General features: G+C 57.8%; 16 protein-coding genes. 12 read left to right on the top strand and 4 right to left on the bottom strand.

The genetic code is table 11. The features are described 5' to 3' along the window. The first annotated feature begins 62 nt into the window (after positions 1–62). Positions 63–758: an IS6 family transposase gene (locus tag ACMX25_RS39775; RefSeq protein WP_414953322.1), complete on the top strand. Its 696-nt coding sequence runs from the start codon at positions 63–65 to the stop codon at positions 756–758. Between the two features lie 89 nt (positions 759–847). Next, the gene (locus ACMX25_RS39770) at positions 848–1,192 is read left to right on the top strand and encodes a UTRA domain-containing protein (RefSeq protein WP_414955300.1); all 345 of its coding nucleotides are present in this window, start codon (positions 848–850) and stop codon (positions 1,190–1,192) included. Between the two features lie 288 nt (positions 1,193–1,480). Here the strand turns inward: ACMX25_RS39770 and ACMX25_RS39765 are convergent, their stop codons facing one another. The 3 genes from ACMX25_RS39765 to ACMX25_RS39755 form a co-directional block, all read right to left on the bottom strand. After that, positions 1,481–2,860 (bottom strand): MFS transporter, encoded by a 1,380-nt coding sequence (locus tag ACMX25_RS39765; protein ID WP_414955299.1) that lies wholly within the window; start codon positions 2,858–2,860, stop codon positions 1,481–1,483. A 172-nt stretch (positions 2,861–3,032) separates the two neighbouring features. Then, positions 3,033–4,502: an MmgE/PrpD family protein gene (locus ACMX25_RS39760; RefSeq protein WP_414955298.1), complete on the bottom strand. Its 1,470-nt coding sequence runs from the start codon at positions 4,500–4,502 to the stop codon at positions 3,033–3,035. A 314-nt stretch (positions 4,503–4,816) separates the two neighbouring features. Further along, positions 4,817–5,797: a GntR family transcriptional regulator gene (locus ACMX25_RS39755; RefSeq protein WP_414955297.1), complete on the bottom strand. Its 981-nt coding sequence runs from the start codon at positions 5,795–5,797 to the stop codon at positions 4,817–4,819. On the opposite strand from ACMX25_RS39755, the gene ACMX25_RS39750 reads away from it, so the two are divergent. The 10 genes from ACMX25_RS39750 to ACMX25_RS39705 all read left to right on the top strand — a co-directional run bounded on the left by ACMX25_RS39750 (position 5,777) and on the right by ACMX25_RS39705 (position 16,085). Continuing rightward, on the top strand, positions 5,777–6,295 hold the full coding sequence (locus ACMX25_RS39750; protein WP_414955296.1) for a MaoC family dehydratase: 519 nt from the start codon (positions 5,777–5,779) through the stop codon (positions 6,293–6,295). The genes ACMX25_RS39755 and ACMX25_RS39750 overlap by 21 nt on opposite strands. A 15-nt stretch (positions 6,296–6,310) precedes the next feature. Then, the gene (locus ACMX25_RS39745; protein ID WP_414955295.1) at positions 6,311–7,462 is read left to right on the top strand and encodes an acyl-CoA dehydrogenase family protein; all 1,152 of its coding nucleotides are present in this window, start codon (positions 6,311–6,313) and stop codon (positions 7,460–7,462) included. Between the two features lie 61 nt (positions 7,463–7,523). Continuing rightward, positions 7,524–8,726 (top strand): CaiB/BaiF CoA transferase family protein, encoded by a 1,203-nt coding sequence (locus tag ACMX25_RS39740; protein ID WP_414955294.1) that lies wholly within the window; start codon positions 7,524–7,526, stop codon positions 8,724–8,726. Positions 8,727–8,773: 47 nt separating this feature from the next. Further along, complete coding sequence (locus ACMX25_RS39735; RefSeq protein WP_414955293.1) at positions 8,774–9,583, top strand: HpcH/HpaI aldolase/citrate lyase family protein; 810 nt, start codon at positions 8,774–8,776, stop codon at positions 9,581–9,583. Between the two features lie 499 nt (positions 9,584–10,082). Next, a complete protein-coding gene (locus ACMX25_RS39730; RefSeq protein WP_414955292.1) occupies positions 10,083–11,033 on the top strand; it encodes an alpha/beta fold hydrolase in 951 nt (316 codons plus the stop codon). A 489-nt stretch (positions 11,034–11,522) separates the two neighbouring features. Further along, entirely contained in the window at positions 11,523–11,957 is a 435-nt protein-coding gene (locus ACMX25_RS39725) for an Hsp20/alpha crystallin family protein (protein ID WP_414955291.1), read from the top strand. A gap of 154 nt (positions 11,958–12,111) precedes the next feature. Continuing rightward, positions 12,112–12,333: an Hsp20/alpha crystallin family protein gene (locus tag ACMX25_RS39720; protein WP_414955301.1), complete on the top strand. Its 222-nt coding sequence runs from the start codon at positions 12,112–12,114 to the stop codon at positions 12,331–12,333. Positions 12,334–12,914: 581 nt separating this feature from the next. Further along, positions 12,915–13,172 (top strand): hypothetical protein, encoded by a 258-nt coding sequence (locus ACMX25_RS39715; RefSeq protein ID WP_414955290.1) that lies wholly within the window; start codon positions 12,915–12,917, stop codon positions 13,170–13,172. 877 nt (positions 13,173–14,049) lie between these two features. After that, on the top strand, positions 14,050–14,484 hold the full coding sequence (locus ACMX25_RS39710) for a response regulator (protein WP_414955289.1): 435 nt from the start codon (positions 14,050–14,052) through the stop codon (positions 14,482–14,484). A 461-nt stretch (positions 14,485–14,945) separates the two neighbouring features. Further along, positions 14,946–16,085 (top strand): sensor histidine kinase, encoded by a 1,140-nt coding sequence (locus tag ACMX25_RS39705; RefSeq protein ID WP_414955288.1) that lies wholly within the window; start codon positions 14,946–14,948, stop codon positions 16,083–16,085. A 328-nt stretch (positions 16,086–16,413) separates the two neighbouring features. On the opposite strand, the gene ACMX25_RS39700 is transcribed toward ACMX25_RS39705, so the two are convergent. Beyond that, positions 16,414–17,392, bottom strand: a 979-nt coding sequence (locus ACMX25_RS39700; RefSeq protein WP_414955287.1) for a sigma-54 interaction domain-containing protein, incomplete at its 5' end; no start/stop codon positions are given.

The raw sequence follows: 17,392 nt of genomic DNA, 5'->3' as shown, positions 1-17,392 counted from the left end.
GGTTCTGTCGCAATAAGGCGGTGCGGTATTATGTTCGGCGCCAAAACGAAGTCTTTGCCCCGATGAAACAGAGCCTGACGCCAGCCTTATCGCACGTGTTTAAACACTTTCATTATCCGTTTGATGTGATGCTGATGTGTGTGCGCTGGTATGTTGCCTACGGACTGAGTGTACGAAACCTGGAAGAGATGATGGGTGAGCGAGGCATCGAGGTCGACCATTCGACGGTGCATCGTTGGGCAATCAAATTGCTGCCAGTGCTTGGAAAAGCGTTCGGTCGCCGCAAGCGCCCGGTGGGCAAGAGCTGGCGCGTTGATGAGACGTACATCAAGGTCAAGGGAGCGTGGAAGTATCTGTATCGAGCAGTAGACAAGGCGGGTCACACGGTTGATTTCCTGCTACGAGCCCATCGCGACAAGACTGCAGCACAGCGTTACTTTGAGAAATCGATTGATCAGAACGGCGAGCCTGAGACGATAACGATCGATAAAAGTGGCTCAAACCTGGCCGCGCTTGAAGCGCTGAACGCCCAGCGCGGCACGCCGATCAAGATCCGCCAGAACAAGTATTTGAATAACATGATCGAACAGGATCACCGGGCAATCAAACGGCGCACTCGCTCCATGCTCGGCTTCAAGACATTCCGGTGTGCACGCATTCTGCTGGGCGGCATCGAACTCATGCATATGATTAAGAAAGGCCAGATGACAGGCTCTGGCCAAACTGCTGCCGAGCAGTTTTACTCGTTGGCCAAATAAGCACTGCATATCATATCGCCTTTGCTTGCCCCTCCATCCTTATTGCGACAGAACCTGATTTGATGCAAGCCGAACCCGGAGAAACATAGTTGCGAATTGAGAGCCTGCGCCGCTCGCAAGACAGTTCCAATCCCATCTGCCATACGGAAGTTTTTGTCCACCCGGCGCTCCGCGTATCGGAAGTCGAATCGCAGGTAGCTATTTACACGCTGATCGAACAGCAATTCGGCGAGCGGATCACAGAAGTACGTCAAGAGATACGCGCGATCGCGTTACCCGCTAACGTCACAAAGCTTGTGAGTACCAAGGCCCGTTCACCGGCGTTGTGGATCTGTCAGCATTATTTTAAACGGCGTGGGCAGATCGTCGAGGCAGCCTTCGACATTTATCCCGCAGATCGATTTAATTACTCGGAGACCTTTCAGCGATGCTGACGAGTTGGATCGTCGCTTCGGCGCCCAACTCATCCGACTTCCACCACGGCCACCCCTATCAACTTTCAGACTTCTGCGCATTTCTCAGCGCAGTACACTCAGACCCAACTGACCCCGACCTCAAGGCAGCGGCAATGATCACCTGCGCGACACACATAGACGACATTCAGTTTCACCGCGTCCCCATGGCCGCGAACTCGCTCCACAGTCACAGGGGTTCATCAATCGACCCATATCACCGCCGCCGGATGAATGACTCGCCCGGGCGGGCGGTTCGGAGAAGAGCGACTAGATATCTTCGAGCGGTGTCCCGTTAGTCTCCAATCGCAGGGCTAAAATCGAAATAATAAGCACACAAAGAAAAGTAATGACCGCTGCTAGAACTCCATATACACCAAAGCGATGAAAGAGAAACACGGTTGCAAACGGAGTGCCAATGGCGACGGCGCGGCCCAGCATTCCGGCAAGACCAGCTCCGCGCAGCCGATACTCTGTGGGAAAAAGTTCGGGTACAAATCCAAACTGCCCTAAAGACACCATGAAATAAAACGATGAGACAAGTGAGAAGCCAACCACAAGAATGACCGGTTCAGCTCTCATGAACGGAAAAGTGACACCCAAGGCGATCAGGACCAGGGCGGACGCGACAATTCCGCGGGTTCGGCCGATTCGGTCCGCGAGCAGGAACGCCAGGAAGGGCCCAAAAATTGCTCCCGCAGTCATCGTCGTGGTGAACCCGAGCGATTTAGTGACCGTCATGCCTTGAGAGACAAAGAATGATGGTATCCAGATGATAAAGCCGTAAACAGTCACATTGATGGTAATCAGGATTGCAGCAGCTACCAGAAACCGTGGCCATATCTTTTTGGAGAACAGTGCCGAAAACGGCGCGTTTTCGACACGCAGATTTTGCACGCGAGCGACGGTCGGCAGCGGGCCTTTTTGGGCCGCGACTTCTTTTTCAATTGCGTCCAGTGTTGCTTCGGCTTCCTCATGACGTCCCACTGACTCGAGCCAGCGCGGCGACTCAGGCATCTTCTTACGCAGCACCCAGATAAAGAGCGCAGCCACGCCAGCGATGCCGAACATATACCGCCACCCAAGGGTGGGAATGATCAGGTAACTTGTCCACGACGCGAGTGGCAGGCCCGCTGCGATTATCATGGAGAGCAGCGCGGCCCATCGGCCACGATGGCTGGGAGGAACGAACTCTCCCAAGGTAGCGGCGGCCACGACCAGCTCGGCGCCGAGTCCCACACCCATGATGAAGCGCAACAGCGACAAAACTTCGATATTCGGGGCGAAGCAGGCCGCGAGCGAGGCCAACCCAAAGATCAGCAAGTTGATCTGATAAGACACACGACGTCCGAACCGGTCACCGACAAACCCCGCAAAACCAGCGCCCAGCATCATGCCAATGAAGGTGGCCGAGATAAAAATGGCGTTCTGGCTCATGGTCGAAAAGCCTTCTTTGGCCATGCCTGCGCTCACGCCACCGGCGAGATAGATATCGAACGCGTCGATCATGGCGCCGCCCGCGATCAGCCAGAGGATTCGCGTATGAAAACGCGAAATCGGCAAGCGGTCCAGACGTGCTCCGGAGTTGACCGTTTCGGAACTGACCGCGGTGAGATCGAGTATCGTGGGACTGCCTATGACTTGGCTCATGCTGTCTCCTTTAAGCTTTGTGATTCGCTCGTCAGCGTTATGCGGTTTTGCGTTTTTGCGCTTACGAGCGTACGTTCGGTGGCCGCGCCGGTAGATGCGCCAAGTCCTTGGGCGCGGCAATCGACGTGTTGTTATCGGGCAAAAATTTCTGGGCGTAGCGACGGCTTGTTTCTTACGCAGGCAACCCGTGTCGGCTAGCCGGCGCTGCGTCCGGCGGGTCGCTCGCCAGCAAGGTCTCCAGGGCGCCAAGGTCGGTCAAATCATCGACAGCCAGGACAAGCTCACTGATGGCACGTGCATGAGCCGGCGAGTAGTGCAGCGTCGCGTTCTCCATGAATTTCGCCTGAACGTCGTCATTGCCCAGCGGGTTATCCACATGACCGCGATTCACGGCTTCGCGTTGTTGCAACAGCGTGCCGTCCGCAAGCGTCACGCGCACCTCGCCCGTGTAATGGCGAGGGAAAGTGGACGTCGCATCTTCGACATAACGCACCTTGTCCATCAACATCTGAATGGCCGGATCGCGATACGCTGCGGGCTCCAGCTCTTTGAGGCTGAGACGGCCGCGCATCAGTCCGCTTGCAACTGCATAGGGCAGGCTGAACTTCGCGTCGTACTCATTCTCCGGACGGCGCTTGCGAACAACTGGTTCGCATACCAGTTGTACTGCGGCGGCGGGGACGAGCACCTCGATATCGCGTATCGACGCGACGTCCAGACCGCGCCGATGAATAGCGATCGCTGCGTCGATCGCGGCGTGTACGAAGTGGCACATCGCATAAGGCTTGACTGCGATATTCGATGTCTCCCAAACCGTGCCGGTCCCGTTCGCCGAGAGCGCCGCCGTCGCCCGCGTGATATCCACAGCGGCACGCGCACTTTCATCGAGGTAGCTTCGATACAGCCCGTAGCGCCCCGTGTACGGCGCCTGGGGCGCTTGCACACCATGAGCCGCGAGCGTGGCCGCGACGATGCCCGATTGCGCGGCCCAGCCGGGATGAATGCGCTTGGTCCAGGCCCCGTCTTCAATGAACTGCAGACTCCCGCTCGCAAACGACAGCGCGGCGCCCTGCGCGTGTACCAGTTGCGCCGCGCTGAGGCCCATGACGCGGCCGGCGGCAAGCGTACAAGCGAACACGCCGATAACGCCGGTGGGATGAAATCCTTGTGCGTGCAAGCCGCCGGCGGCGGCGCTGGCAAGCCGCGCCCCGGCTTCCGCCGCCGCAATATAGGCGGCAAGTACGTCGGCGCCGCTCAAAGCCAGCTGCCCGGACAAAGCAAGTAAAGCCGGCAACACGCTGACGCTCAGGTGTAGGACACCTCCCATGTGCGTGTCGTCGTAGTCCAGTCCATGAAGCAGCACACCGTTCAGCATCGCGGCGTCACGCACCGGCAAGCGCCTTGTATAGCCGACTACACCCGCCTTGCCCGGTGCATCAGCGGCCAACGCATAGGTAGCGTCCGAGAAATGCTGTGCAAATGCGTCGCGCCGTGCCGCAAGCCCGCAACCGATGGCATCGAGCATCAGATGCTTGGCGCGTAACCGGACAGCGGGAGGCACGTCATCGAGCCGCAAATGTTTAACGAAACCAGCCAGTGTGGTCGCGATCGTATCGGGCGTGTCGAGTGTCGGCGTGTCCATGGCTATCGCCCGCCGAAGAGAGCACGTGAGAAAGCGACGCTTCCTGCCCATGCCACGACTGCGGTGTCGTTAGAAGCTTCCATTTGATGGCTCATTTGTCTCAGGTCCGTATTTGTCCGTATAAATCAAATACTAATGAGGCGAATTTGTCCTGTCAATTAGAATTCTGCGGGGGTTTTCCCGTGGTTGACCCGATCATATGGCGCGAGCCGAAGCGCCCGCGCCCTGCAGCGCTGAGGCGCAGGCTTTTAGGCGGCAATGAGGCCGGCCGTTTTGCGGCCGAAGTCAAAAACGGTTGCTGGAATTCCGGGGAGTTATTTGCGTATTTCCATGTGGTAACTGAAGCGGTCAGCGGCATGGATGTTGTCCGCGACCTCCAGCAACTCGCCTTTGGTGCTGTAGTACCGGCGCACGATGCGCAAACCTGCGGCGCCCGCCGTAGCCCCAAGGTTTGCGGCATCTTCTGCGCTTAGCAGGATCCCGTGCAGATCCTGCTCGACACGCTCTATCGTGACGCCGTAGTCGCTTTCAATAAGCAGGTGCACCGCTCCGCGATGTTCGCGCAGCTGCGTTTCTATGCCCCGGAGCACCGGGTTCAGATAGAGTCGCGTCAGACAAATCGGCCGCACGGTCCCAGCGGCTTGCTCCGCCAGGGTTCCGGCGACGCGGATGCCCATGCAATACACCCATTCATCGCCGGCTTCAACGCCGAACTCCTCAGCTTGAGCCCGGCTCAGCGCCAGTTGGCCTATATAGGCGAAGCGCAAATGCGTGTCCTGGGCGTACTGCAGCAGATCCTGCACCGAAGCCGCGTTGTGCCTGTAACGCGGGGCCTCGGACGTCGCGGTGACAACTGTGCCAATCCGTTGCTTGCGGGTCACGAGCCCGGCGTCGGCAAGGATGCGCACCGCTCCGCGCGCAGTGAACCGGCTGACTTTGAACTGTTCGCAGATCTGCTGTTCGGTGGGCAGCCGCGCGCCGACCGGATAAGTCCCTGCCGCGATGGCTTGCTTGAGTGTCTGCGCAAGCTGGACGTAGCGGGGCGTCTGACTGCCGGGCGCTGGCGGTTGGTCTGGCGAAGTCCCATCGGACGGCGATGTGGTGGCGGCAAGGCTTAAGCGCATAGATCGATCACTTTTTGGCGAATATTCGGCGATTTTCGTTGGGAGCGTATGAAAGCATTTTACATCGAGATTTGTTGACTTTTTTTCTAAATCGAAAAATAATGTCCGGACATTGAACGTAATTGTCCGGATCAAAAGGAGGCAGAACTCATGGTGCAAAATGTCAAACAAGTGGGAGAGCATCGCTTTCGCGAGAGCTTTGGTCGCTACTACGAAGAGTTCAACGTTGGGGATATCTACGAGCATCGACCGGGGCGAACGGTGACAGAGACCGAGAACACCTGGTTCACCCTCCTAACAATGAACACGCACCCGCTGCACTTCGACGCCGAATATGCGAAAGCGAGCGAATTCGGCCGATGCGTGGTCGCGAGCCCATTCACTGTTGCACTGATGGTCGGCATGAGCGTCACCGACACGAGCCAGAAGGCCATTGCCAATCTGGGCTGGACGGACATCAAGCTCACCTTTCCGCTGTTCGCCGGCGACACCCTTTACTCCGAGTCTGAGGTGCTGGACAAGCGAGAGTCGAACTCGCGCCCGGGCGCCGGCATCGTTTCGGTGAAAACGACCGGTCTGAACCAGGACGGCAAAGTCGTCGGCACCTTCACTCGAACCATGCTCATCGCCAAGCGCGGCCACAGCGTGGAAGACAAGATCAACTATTGAGCACAGGGGACATCCATGGCTTTCGAGAATGACGATCAGAAGGAATTCATCGACGCGGTCGATACCTGGGTCGAAAAGGAATTACGGCCGGTCGCGCGCAAGTACGACCTCGCCGACGAATATCCGCAGGACATCGTGGATCAGATGAAAGAGATGGGGCTATTCGGCGCGACGATAGGCGAGCAGTACGGTGGCCTCGGCCTGTCGGCCTGGACCTATGCGCAGATCGTCATCAAGGTGGCTTCGGTATGGATGGCGCCATCGGGTATTTTCAACTCGCATCTCATCGTGGCCTCGGCCATCGAGCGCAGTGGCACGCAGGCGCAGAAAGACAAATATCTTCCCATCATGGCTACCGGGGAATTCCGCGGCAGCCTCGGTCTCACCGAACCCAACGCGGGCTCAGACCTGCAGGCAATCCGCACGACGGCGACACGCGAAGGCGACCACTACGTCGTGAACGGCAACAAGACTTGGATCACGAACAGCATGCACGGCAATTTCACGCTGTTGCTCGTCAAGACGGATCCGCATGCCGAGCCGCGGCATAAGGGCATGAGCATGCTGATCGCCGAACGCGGTCCGGGTTACAACGTCGTCGGCAAACTGAAGAAGATGGGTTATCGCGCCATCGACACCTGTGAGCTGAACTTCACCGACTATCGCGTGCCCGTTGAAAACCTGCTCGGCGGAGCGGAGGGCAAAGGCTTCGTCCACACCGCCGGGGGACTCGAGCTGGGCCGCATCAACGTGGCTGCGCGCGGCGCCGGCATCGCGCAAGGTGCGTTGCTGCATTCGTTGCGCTACGCGCAGGAGCGCAGCGCGTTCGGCAAGCCGATCTGCCAGCACCAGGCAATCCAGCTAAAACTGGCCGACATGGTCACGCAGGTGGAAGGGGCCAAGCATCTGATCGAGGCGGCTGCACGCAAGTTCGACCGCGGGGAAAGGTGCGATCTCGAGGCGGCGATGGCGAAACTCGCGGGTTCCGAAGCCGGCGTATTTTGCGCGCAGGAAGCGATGCGGATCTTTGGCGGCTACAGCTATTCGGTCGAGTATGAAATCGAGCGGTATTACCGCGACTGCATGTTGATGGTGATCGGCGAAGGGAGCAACGAAATCCTGCGCCAGGTGATCGCCAAGCAACTGGTCGAGCGCCACCGCATCTGAGTGCGGCTCGCGTGCCCGGCACGCCGCTCGCTTCGCCTAAACATTCCAAGGAAGCCATCTCATGAGCCGTCCTCTCGAAGGCATCACCGTGCTGGATCTTACTCATATGCTCTCGGGCCCTTACGGCACGATGACATTGACCGATCTCGGCGCCCGCACCATCAAGGTCGAACCGCCCGGCCGCGGCGAGGGTACGCGTGAGCTCCTCGCGAGCCATCCTGATTACTCGCGCGATGGCATGGGTGCGTACTTCATGACGCTCAACCGCAGCAAGGAGAGCGTTTGCATCGACCTGAAAAGCGACGCCGGCCGCGAGGTATTTTACGATCTGGTGCGCAAGGCGGATGTCGTGTTCGATAATTTCGGCGCCGGTGTTCCCAAGCGTTTGTGCATCGATCACGAGACCCTGAGCGAGATCAATCCGCGCATCATCACCTGCTCGGTAACGGGCTTCGGCGAGACCGGGCCGGGCACTCAGCGGCCGGCCTTCGATCAGGTCGTGCAAGGCATGGGCGGCGGGATGAGCATTACCGGCATGCCCGGGCACGATCCGGTGCGCGGCGGCATTCCTATCGGTGATCTCGGCGGAGGCATCTTCGGTGCGATGGGTGTGATCGCCGCACTGCTGGCACGCGAGCGCAGCGGGCTCGGGCAGCATGTGGATGTCTCCATGCTCGACGTCCAGATCTCGCTGCTCACCTACATGGCAACCATGCATCTGATGTCCGGCCACATACCGGAGCGGATCGGCAATTCGCACTTCGTACACGTGCCGTACAACACGTTTCCGACGAAAGACGGATACATCATCATTGCCTGCATAGGCGACGCGTTCTTTGAGCGCTTTCTCGCGGTGGTGGAACGTCCGGAGTTGCGCAAGCCCGAATACCTCAAGCAGCCCGCGCGGTACGCCGACAAAGCGCTGATTGAGAAGGTGATCAATGAAGAGCTGATCCAGCAGACCTCGGCCTACTGGTTGGCGAAACTGCATGCTGCACGGGTTCCGTGTGGACCCGTCAACAACTTCGGTGAAGCGCTTGCGGACCCTCAGGTACTCGCGCGCCACATGGTTGTGGACGTTCCGCTGCCGGACGGCGGCAGCGTCCGTATGCCCGGCGTACCGATGAAATTCTCAGGCGCGGGCGAGCCAACCTTCAATGCACCGCCGACGCTCGGCGAGGACACGCAGTCTGTACTGGGCGACTTGCTCGGCTACAACGCTGCGCGCATCGATGGGCTGAGACTGACTCGCGCGATCCAATAACTCGGCACGGCGCTGCTTTCCAGACAATCTGTAATCGGGAGACACTCATGATTCTGCGCAGTTACCTGTTCGTGCCGGGCGACCGCCCCGAGCGTTTTTCGAAGGCGCTTGCGAGCGCTGCCCATCAGGTGGTGATCGATCTTGAAGACGCAGTCGTGCCCGATGCGAAGGACCGCGCGCGCGAACAGCTCTCGGATTGGCTGCGAGCCGAACTGCCCGACTCCGAACGCTCGCGTGTCGCGATCCGGGTCAACGCATTCGGGACCCCTTGGCATGAGGCCGATGTGGCGATGTTCGGCGTTTCGGCGATTCGTAACATCATGGTTCCGAAAGCTGAAAAAGCCGGACAGCTTGCCGACATTGCGGCCCGTTGCGGCGACGGTGTCGTGCTGACCGCCCTGGTGGAGACTGTCACCGGCGTGGTGAGGATGCAGGAAATTGCCGGCGAACGAGCCGTTTCGCGACTGGCGTTTGGTTCGTTCGACTACTGCGTCGATGCGGGTATCGAAGGGTTTGAGAGAGAGCTGGACTATGTCCGCTCGCGTTTCGTCATCGAGTCGCGCTACGCGGGATTACCGCCGCCAGTCGACGGCGTGACCCTCGATGTCCACGACGCCGAGTTGATAGCCGAGGACGTTGCATGTGGCCGGCGCTTCGGCTTCGGCGCCAAACTGTGCATTCATCCAAAACAAGTGGACGTGGTGAATCGGGGATTTATGCCAACCGACGACGAGCGCGCGTGGGCGGCTCGTGTGCTGGCCGCACTCGCAGACAATCCGCGGGGGGCTTTCGCCATCGACGGAAAACTTGTGGATAAGCCGATCATCGATAGAGCCAGACTGATCGCAGGTAGTTGACGAGATACAACGATGTGCGAGACGCAGAGAACCCCTTGGATAAAGATTCGATCGCTCGTCGGAACTCGTTCTGGCGGCTCCCGGCGACATCGATCGGGAATGTCTGAACACATGGCACGTGGCGGGCGTGAGGGAGCTGCTGTCGGAAACGTCGCCGACGGTCTGATCACGTCCCGTCGAGCGTCGATAAAGTGCAAAGGCTCGCATAACGATAGGTCGATCGGTGCGCCTCATTAAGAAGACTCGGGCTGGCTCCCGAGCGCCAAGCGAAGGGATCGAACGAATCGCTTCAAACTATGTTGGACGAGATGACTTGGCACCGCGTCAGCATGGTTAATGGATGCGTTCGCGTTCTTGTAGACATCGCTGGCAGCCGTTACGGACTTCAACATCAAGAGGCTACTCGTGTCCTTCTTTCACGAGTGGCAGAAGCAAAGGGTGATCAAAACATCCTAGAATGACCGTTCGCATGTCAATTTGCCGGCTTCAGGAGGAACAAATGAGTGCAGGCCAGAGGTTGGCTGGAACACCAGAGCCCATGCATTACTGGGCGGGCGCCGAATCAGTGCGCCTTGCGGGAGACTCGTGGGGTAACTCAAACGGCCCGCTTGTGATACTGCAACATGGCGGCGGCCAAACACGCCATGCGTGGAAGCGCACCGGTGAATTGTTGGGCGCCGCCGGCTACCATGCTGTTGCCTTCGATGCTCGCGGACATGGTGACACTGACTGGGCACCCAATGGCAACTACGGGCAGGACATCATGGTGCGGGATCTGCAATGCATTGTCGCGGCGCTCGGCGACCCTCGACCTGTGCTAGTTGGCGCTTCAATGGGCGGAGGCACAAGCCTGGTTGCCGCCGGCGAGTACCATGTCGACGCTACGGCTCTGGTGCTGGTCGACATTGCTCCGCGCATCGAGCCAAACGGTATCGACAAAATCCAGGCCTTCATGACGTTGAAGCCGGAGGGATTTGACTCGCTGGAAGAAGTGGCCGACGCCATCGCGAGCTACCAGCCCCACCGCGAACGGCCGAACAATCTGCGGGGCTTAGCCAAAAATGTGCGCCTTGGTGCCGACGGCAAATACCATTGGCATTGGGATCCGCGCTATCGCAGCGGCCGGCGCGATCTGGCCCGCCGCCAGTCGCGACTGGAAGCGTGTGCGAAGGCGCTCACCATCCCGACCCTGCTGGTTCGCGGCGGGATGTCGGACGTTCTGAGCGAAGAGGGCGTGCGGGAATTCATGCAGCTTGTCCCCGACAGCGAGTATGTCAACGTCAGTTCGGCCGGACACATGGTGGCGGGAGATCGCAACGATACATTCGGCAAAGCGGCAGTTGAATTTTTGAAGCGCATGGTGCCGGTCAATGGCGCGCAGCCGGTTGACGGGCAACGCCAGAATTCGCCCAATAGCATCGACACCAATGACCTGAACGACGTGCCATAGCGCGGCTGGAGCAGAAGCACCGCCCGTACGGAAAATGCTGCGCCGAACTATTGATTGACCCGCAAGCGGGCGTCAATTGGACGTTGAGACAACGCCTGTAAATTGGTCCGCGAGATCGGATCGAGCGAACAAGAATTGAGCGCATTGCATACGCCAATTACTAAGCACGCCAATATCGCCCCGTCGGCGTAGGCAGCCCGCAGCGCAGGGCGGGGGTGCCAGCGCTGCCAGTGCGCCTCGCGCACGCATTGGAAATGCAATCAACGTACCCAGTTTGGCACGGAATGGAGGGGGTGATTGCAGTCTGGAAAAGACAAAAAAATTTTGAGCTGGATCTCTTGAAAATTTCCATCGATCTCCTATTTGCGATGTCGTAAGCAGTCGCGGTATTCGCGCTGCGTGTTTCGATTGGTTTGTCAGAGGCCTGGGCAGACGAACTGGAGCGCGTATGCCGGTTCGTCTCCTGCCGCATTTTGGGAGATAGTAGCCATGAGTGACCTTCTTTTCAATAACAGCCTGTTCGATGAGCTCGACCGTTTTCAGCGCCAGATGTCGTCGTTGTTCACCGGCCTGCCATCAAGCATCCGCGCGTCGCGGCTGAGCAGTTTTCCGCAAATCAACCTTGGAAGCACGGACGACTCCGTAGAGATTGTCGCGTTTGCGCCAGGGATCGATCCGGCCAAACTGGAACTGGACGTCGACAAGGGGTTGCTCACCGTCAGCGGCGAGCGTACACGCGTCGAACCCCAGTCGGAAGGACGCTCTTACACGCAAGAACGCTTTGTTGGCGCCTTTCGTCGCGCAATCGAGTTACCGCGCGATGCCGACCCGGACAACGTGAAGGCGCGCTACGCGAACGGTTGCCTGACGATCAGTATTGGCAAGCGCGAGACGTCGCGCCCGCGCACTATCGCCATTCAATGACCAACCTGTCGCCACATTCGAGGAGAGCATCATGAATACCCAGACCCAGCTTGCCGAACGTAATACCGGCACCGTCGCGCGCAACGATGACACCCAGGCGCAAAAGGGTCCCGCGATCGTTCCTGCCGTCGATATTTAGGAGGACGCGCATGGCATCACATTATGGGCCGATCTGCCGGGCGTATCGCGGGACCGGTTAAACGTCCACGTACAGGACGGCAATCTCTTCATTGAAGGGCAGGCGTCGATCGACACACCTGAAGGCCTGCGCCTACATCACGCTAAGATTCCCGAGTCACGTTTTGCCCGAGCATTTTCGTTAAGCGCGGACTTCGACATATCGAAGATCGATGCGAACCTCAGCGAAGGGGTGTAGCGCCTCCGCTGCGCTCTGGTTGTCGTCAACCACAGTGCGAGGCGGCTTGCCGTCTTCGTAATTGACGCGATACCGCGGATAATGTCCCTTAGAAGTTCCGCTGCGATCAACTTGCTCATTAGCCTGAGTGATCGCTTTCCCACATCTCGCCGTCATCAGAAGGGCAACAAGATTCGCGTTGATGATCGTGGCCGGCGGCAAGCCTTCAAAAGTTGGGAAGACCAGATCGACACCAGTGTCCTGCTTGTCCGTCGGGCCTTTTTACCAGATTGTCGAGGAACCACGAATCATCGCCTTATTGAGTGGCTTCGCTATGGCGTTTCCGATATACAAAGGCTATTAAGGCTTTCTCTTTGCGCGGCCGTATAGACAGCGAGCAAAGCGCGCGGGATGGCCGCGTGGGCTTCGCGTTTGTTGATAGCAGCGACGACCGCTAGTTTGCCACCCGCACTTTCTCCAGCAAGCGGCAGCGGAATCCGGAGCAAAAGACACGTTCGCGAGCGGGCAGCGAGTACACGATTGCGACACTGGAAGAATAGGGTGTTCCTTCATGCTAGGATTCCGGCTATAGGGAGACGCTCATGCCGCGAAAAATAGAAGTTGATGGGTACGAGATACTTATCACCGCGTCTGCGGTGCTAAGTCCGTTGCCGTCCAGTACGGCCATAGAGGGTTACCGAGTCAGTGCAGTGATCAGTCGAAAGGACGGCGGCGGCGTCATTGGCCATTTCCTCTGCGACGTTATTGCTCAGGCAGACGTGCATTTGACGCTCGACGCGGCGCTCGATTATGGCGAGCGGGAGGCCCGCGCGAGAATCGCAAGCGGTTTTACCGGCTAGCTTTACCGATAACCTATCTTTGTCGATATCTTGCGTCACCACGGCCTCACGAATAAACCTCCTCGACGGCGGATAAGACTTCCAATAAATCAATTACATTTGAGGTCTCTTCGGGACGACAAACCACCTAATCTTTTGCGAATCCGCCAGTGCCCAGGGCATGTATCACGCATGCCAGTATGGGATCAACATAAGTTCAGGTAAGGACGTAGATGGACATTGGTGGCGCACCGAAAGTCATGAGGAATCCTATATGATGAATTCTTGGATTGTTTAGGTTGGGCGTCATCCCGTCTAAGTCCGCAAAGAAGATGTCGCGGTTGTCATTCATAGCAACGAGTGGCCGACTTTGATCGCCAGCAATGGCTTGGGTATGGTGAGCGATCCTTCCGTCCGAGAGTTGCCACCATCCTTGTGGTTGCAACTACGCGCAAAAACGGGCAGCTGCATGGCGATAGGATCGACTGCATGCGCAACCGCTCGTCATGTATCCGGGGTTAAGGATGTTGAAGGCAAGCAACTTCAGAAACTGGATGTTGGCCTGTTCACCTTGGCAACAACTACCGGTAGTGATGCCAGCAATCGATTTACCAGTGCGGCGTTCATGCATACGCCGCTGCGGGCGTTGTATGTACGTGGTGTGTCCCGTAACAGGTTCGACGAGTTAAAGCGGGGTCCGATAGTCACCAAACGCGGTCGACTATCGAGCTGCTCATGGATGTTCGCACGGCACTTGGCCCTGACCTGGTTCGAGGCCTCCTAGCCTAAGCGTTTCTCCTACATGTGTTAAATAATCACCATATAAGTGATTGAAAAGGGGCGACAAAACCATGACGCGGCACGCCTGATGCGTCCTAGTCTTGATCCCGGAGACCCAATGCCTTCAAACATCCACAGCATAGCTTTTGATCCATGGATTCGGCGCAGCTTCCACCTTGGTGGCATACAGCTTCGGGTTCTGGTGGTCGACGACAATCACAATGCGGCGGAAGCATTGGCGGCTTACCTGTCGTTCGAAAGCATGGAATGCCAGATGGCTTTCGGCGGCCTGGAGGCTATCAAGATCGGAACAGATTGGGCACCTCACGTCATCCTCATGGATATCTCGATGCCCGGGTGCAACGGATACGAAGCCACTTTTGCTTTGCGGCAGGATCGTCGCACCAGCGAAACCATCATTCTTGCCTTTACGGCGTTGAATGATGACACCGAGCTGCGCGAGCACCTCGCTGACCACTCGTTTGATGGCTATTGTCAGAAAGGGCAACCACCGAGCAAGTTGGTGACCCTACTCATGAGTTTCGCGCAATGAGTTCGTCCGTGCTTTTTTGCTCGACCGGCGAGCAGCGGGCTGTGAAGACAAGTTCGTAAGGAATGCCGGTGAATGCGTGACGCAATGTATGGGATCAGTGACGGCGGGCACGAGTACCGAGTGCGAATGACACGCCGCGTTCAATTGACCGGGGATAATCCAGTGCCGCTTAGCCTGCTCCACCTTCATGGCGGTTCAATATTTCGTCCCCACGGTCAGATGGGCTTCTTCACTTTCGATCCGACCCATGGCTTCACGGCGACGCCGCCGTTTAGCCGGCGGGTCGCCTCGCGGCGCCCGAATGAATTAACCTGAGTCCAATGAGCGTTACGCCCTTGATGGATACAGAGTAGTATCAACTGCGCTCGCGTGTTGTCATCACGAGCGTCGCGAACGCAAATCTCCTGCCGGTTACCGGACCCCTTTGCCTAGATAGCGCAACGAATGAGGAGGTACGGCTCATGATGCATAGTTTTCTGGCGAATAACCGTTCTGAATTAATTGAGCGGTGCAAAGCGAAGGTCGCACAGCGGCCATTGCGTGCTGCAACGCCTAAGCAGCTGCAAAATGGTGTGCCGATGTTCCTGGAGCAACTGATCAAAACGCTCCGTGTCGAGCAGACCGCCAAGCCATTGGATAGTCGAGAGATCTCCGGTCCATCCGATGGTGAAACGTCAATGTCGGAAGTTGGAACATCTGCGGCGCAACATGGCCGAGAATTACTTAATCTTGGATATACCGTTGATCAGGTCGTACACGACTACGGTGACCTGTGCCAGTCCATCACGGACCTCGCGTATGAGCGTGATGCGCCCTTTCAGATAGACGAGTTTCGAACCCTCAATCGCTGCTTGGATAACGCCATCGCCGATGCGGTTACAGAGTTTAGCTACCAGCGCGACTCTGCTGCAGATGAGAAACGCACTATCGAGGCGAACCAGCAGGCCGGATTTTTTGCGCACGAACTGCGAAACGCGCTCGGATCCGCAACGCTTGCGTTTGCTGCTGCGAAAGCCGGAAATCTGAGTTTTTCGGGAGCAACGGGCTCGATATTGGAGCGCAGCCTGACCGCGCTGGGCGACCTCATCGATCAGTCCATGGCAGAGGTGCACGCGAGAGCCAAGAAGACCGTCCATTCGCAAATGTTTTCATTGGCAGAATTTATCGAAGAGGTGAAGCGAGCCGCGGAGCTAGTGGCTCACGTCAACGGGTGCAAATTTACGGCGTCCGCTGTTGACGAAGAGCTGGCTGTCAGCGCCGATCGGAACCTCCTCTATGCGGCGGTGGGGAACTTGGTGCAGAACGCTCTAAAGTTTACGCACAGCCACACCGAAGTGACTTTGAACGCCTACGCAGTCGCTGATCGCATCCTGATCGATGTCAAGGATCACTGCGGCGGACTTCCGGCGGGCGACGCCGAAAAAATGTTCCTTCCATTCACGCAGAACAGTGACGACAAAAGCGGGCTGGGGCTTGGTTTGTCGATAGCGCGTCGAAGCGTGGAATCGAATGACGGAACCCTGAGCGTAAGAGACGTGCCAGGGACCGGATGTATCTTCACAATCAATTTGCCACGGTATTCGAAAGAGGCTTCAGTCTGAGTGTTTCGTACACAACTTAAAACCGAATTTCGGCGTTTCGTCCGATCGGCATAAGGCAAACCGCAATAACGCTGACGCTACAATCACCGGGATCGCCACCAGTTACTCTCTCGCATACAAACGAGTCGACCCGAATAACGCGAGGGGCATATTTTTCTGCTCATAGTTTGAACTCGGAGCTAGAAAACGCATAAAAAAGCCGGCCACAGCAGCCATGGCAAAAAGATCCTGGCGTCGAGGGGAGACCGCCAATTCCTGAGAGTCAGTAATATACTTTCGCATTACGCATTCCAAATGACTTATGGGCGGAAGCATGCCGTCAAATAGCTTACTCTTCCGGCTTGGACGCGTCGTCCATCACGACCTCCGGGAGAGCCGTTGCGACCCGCAGTGCGTGAGTATTAAGCAGTCGGTACAGCGTTACGCGAGAGATTCCCAGATCCTTCGCTGCATCGCCTAGGCGTCCCCGATGACGCAGCAATGCCATTTCGATAGCTTGGCGTTCTGCGGCTTCGCGCGCCCGTGCCAGCGACATCGCCGCGCCCGCGACATGCTCCCCGAGTTCGAGATCGACTGCGTGGATCTGACGTCCGTCGGACATGACGATCGCGCGGCGCACGCGGTTGATCAGCTCGCGTACGTTGCCGGGCCAACCATAGACCTGGATTGCAACGATCGCATCGGGTGCAAATCCTCGCACTCGACGACCGGCTTCCATCTTGAAACGCTCGAGTATGTTGTTCGCAAGTAACTCGATATCTTGACCACGCGCGCGCAGTGGAGGTTCGTTGATCTGCAGCACGCACAGGCGGTGGAACAGATCGGTCCGAAAACGACCATCGCTCATGGCCGTCTGCATTTCCACGTGTGTCGCAGAGATAATACGCACATCTACGGGAGTAGAGGCATGCCCGCCGAGCCGTTCAATCGTGCGCTCTTGCAGGAAGCGCAACAAGCTCGCTTGGCTTTCGGACGGCAGGTCTCCGATCTCATCAAGGAAAAGTGTGCCACCGTTTGCAGCCTCCGCCCGTCCGATCTTGCGCTGGTTGGCACCGGTGAACGCGCCGCGTTCATAGCCAAACAATTCCGATTGAAGAAGGTGAGTGGGAATAGCACCGCAGTTGATCGCGATGAACGGCCGATCGCACCGCACTGAACGGGCGTGAATGGCGAGCGCGGTCAATTCTTTGCCGGTTCCCGACTCGCCAGAGATGAACACGGGCGCGTCCGTCATTGCAACCTTGCGGATAGAACTGAACAGCGCAAGCATTGCGTCACATGATCCGACCATGTGACCCTCTGAGTGA

This window comes from Caballeronia eucalypticola (genome assembly GCF_047608185.1).
In the GTDB taxonomy this organism is placed as follows: Bacteria; Pseudomonadota; Gammaproteobacteria; order Burkholderiales; family Burkholderiaceae; genus Caballeronia.
This window is presented reverse-complemented; position numbering and strand designations above follow the sequence as displayed.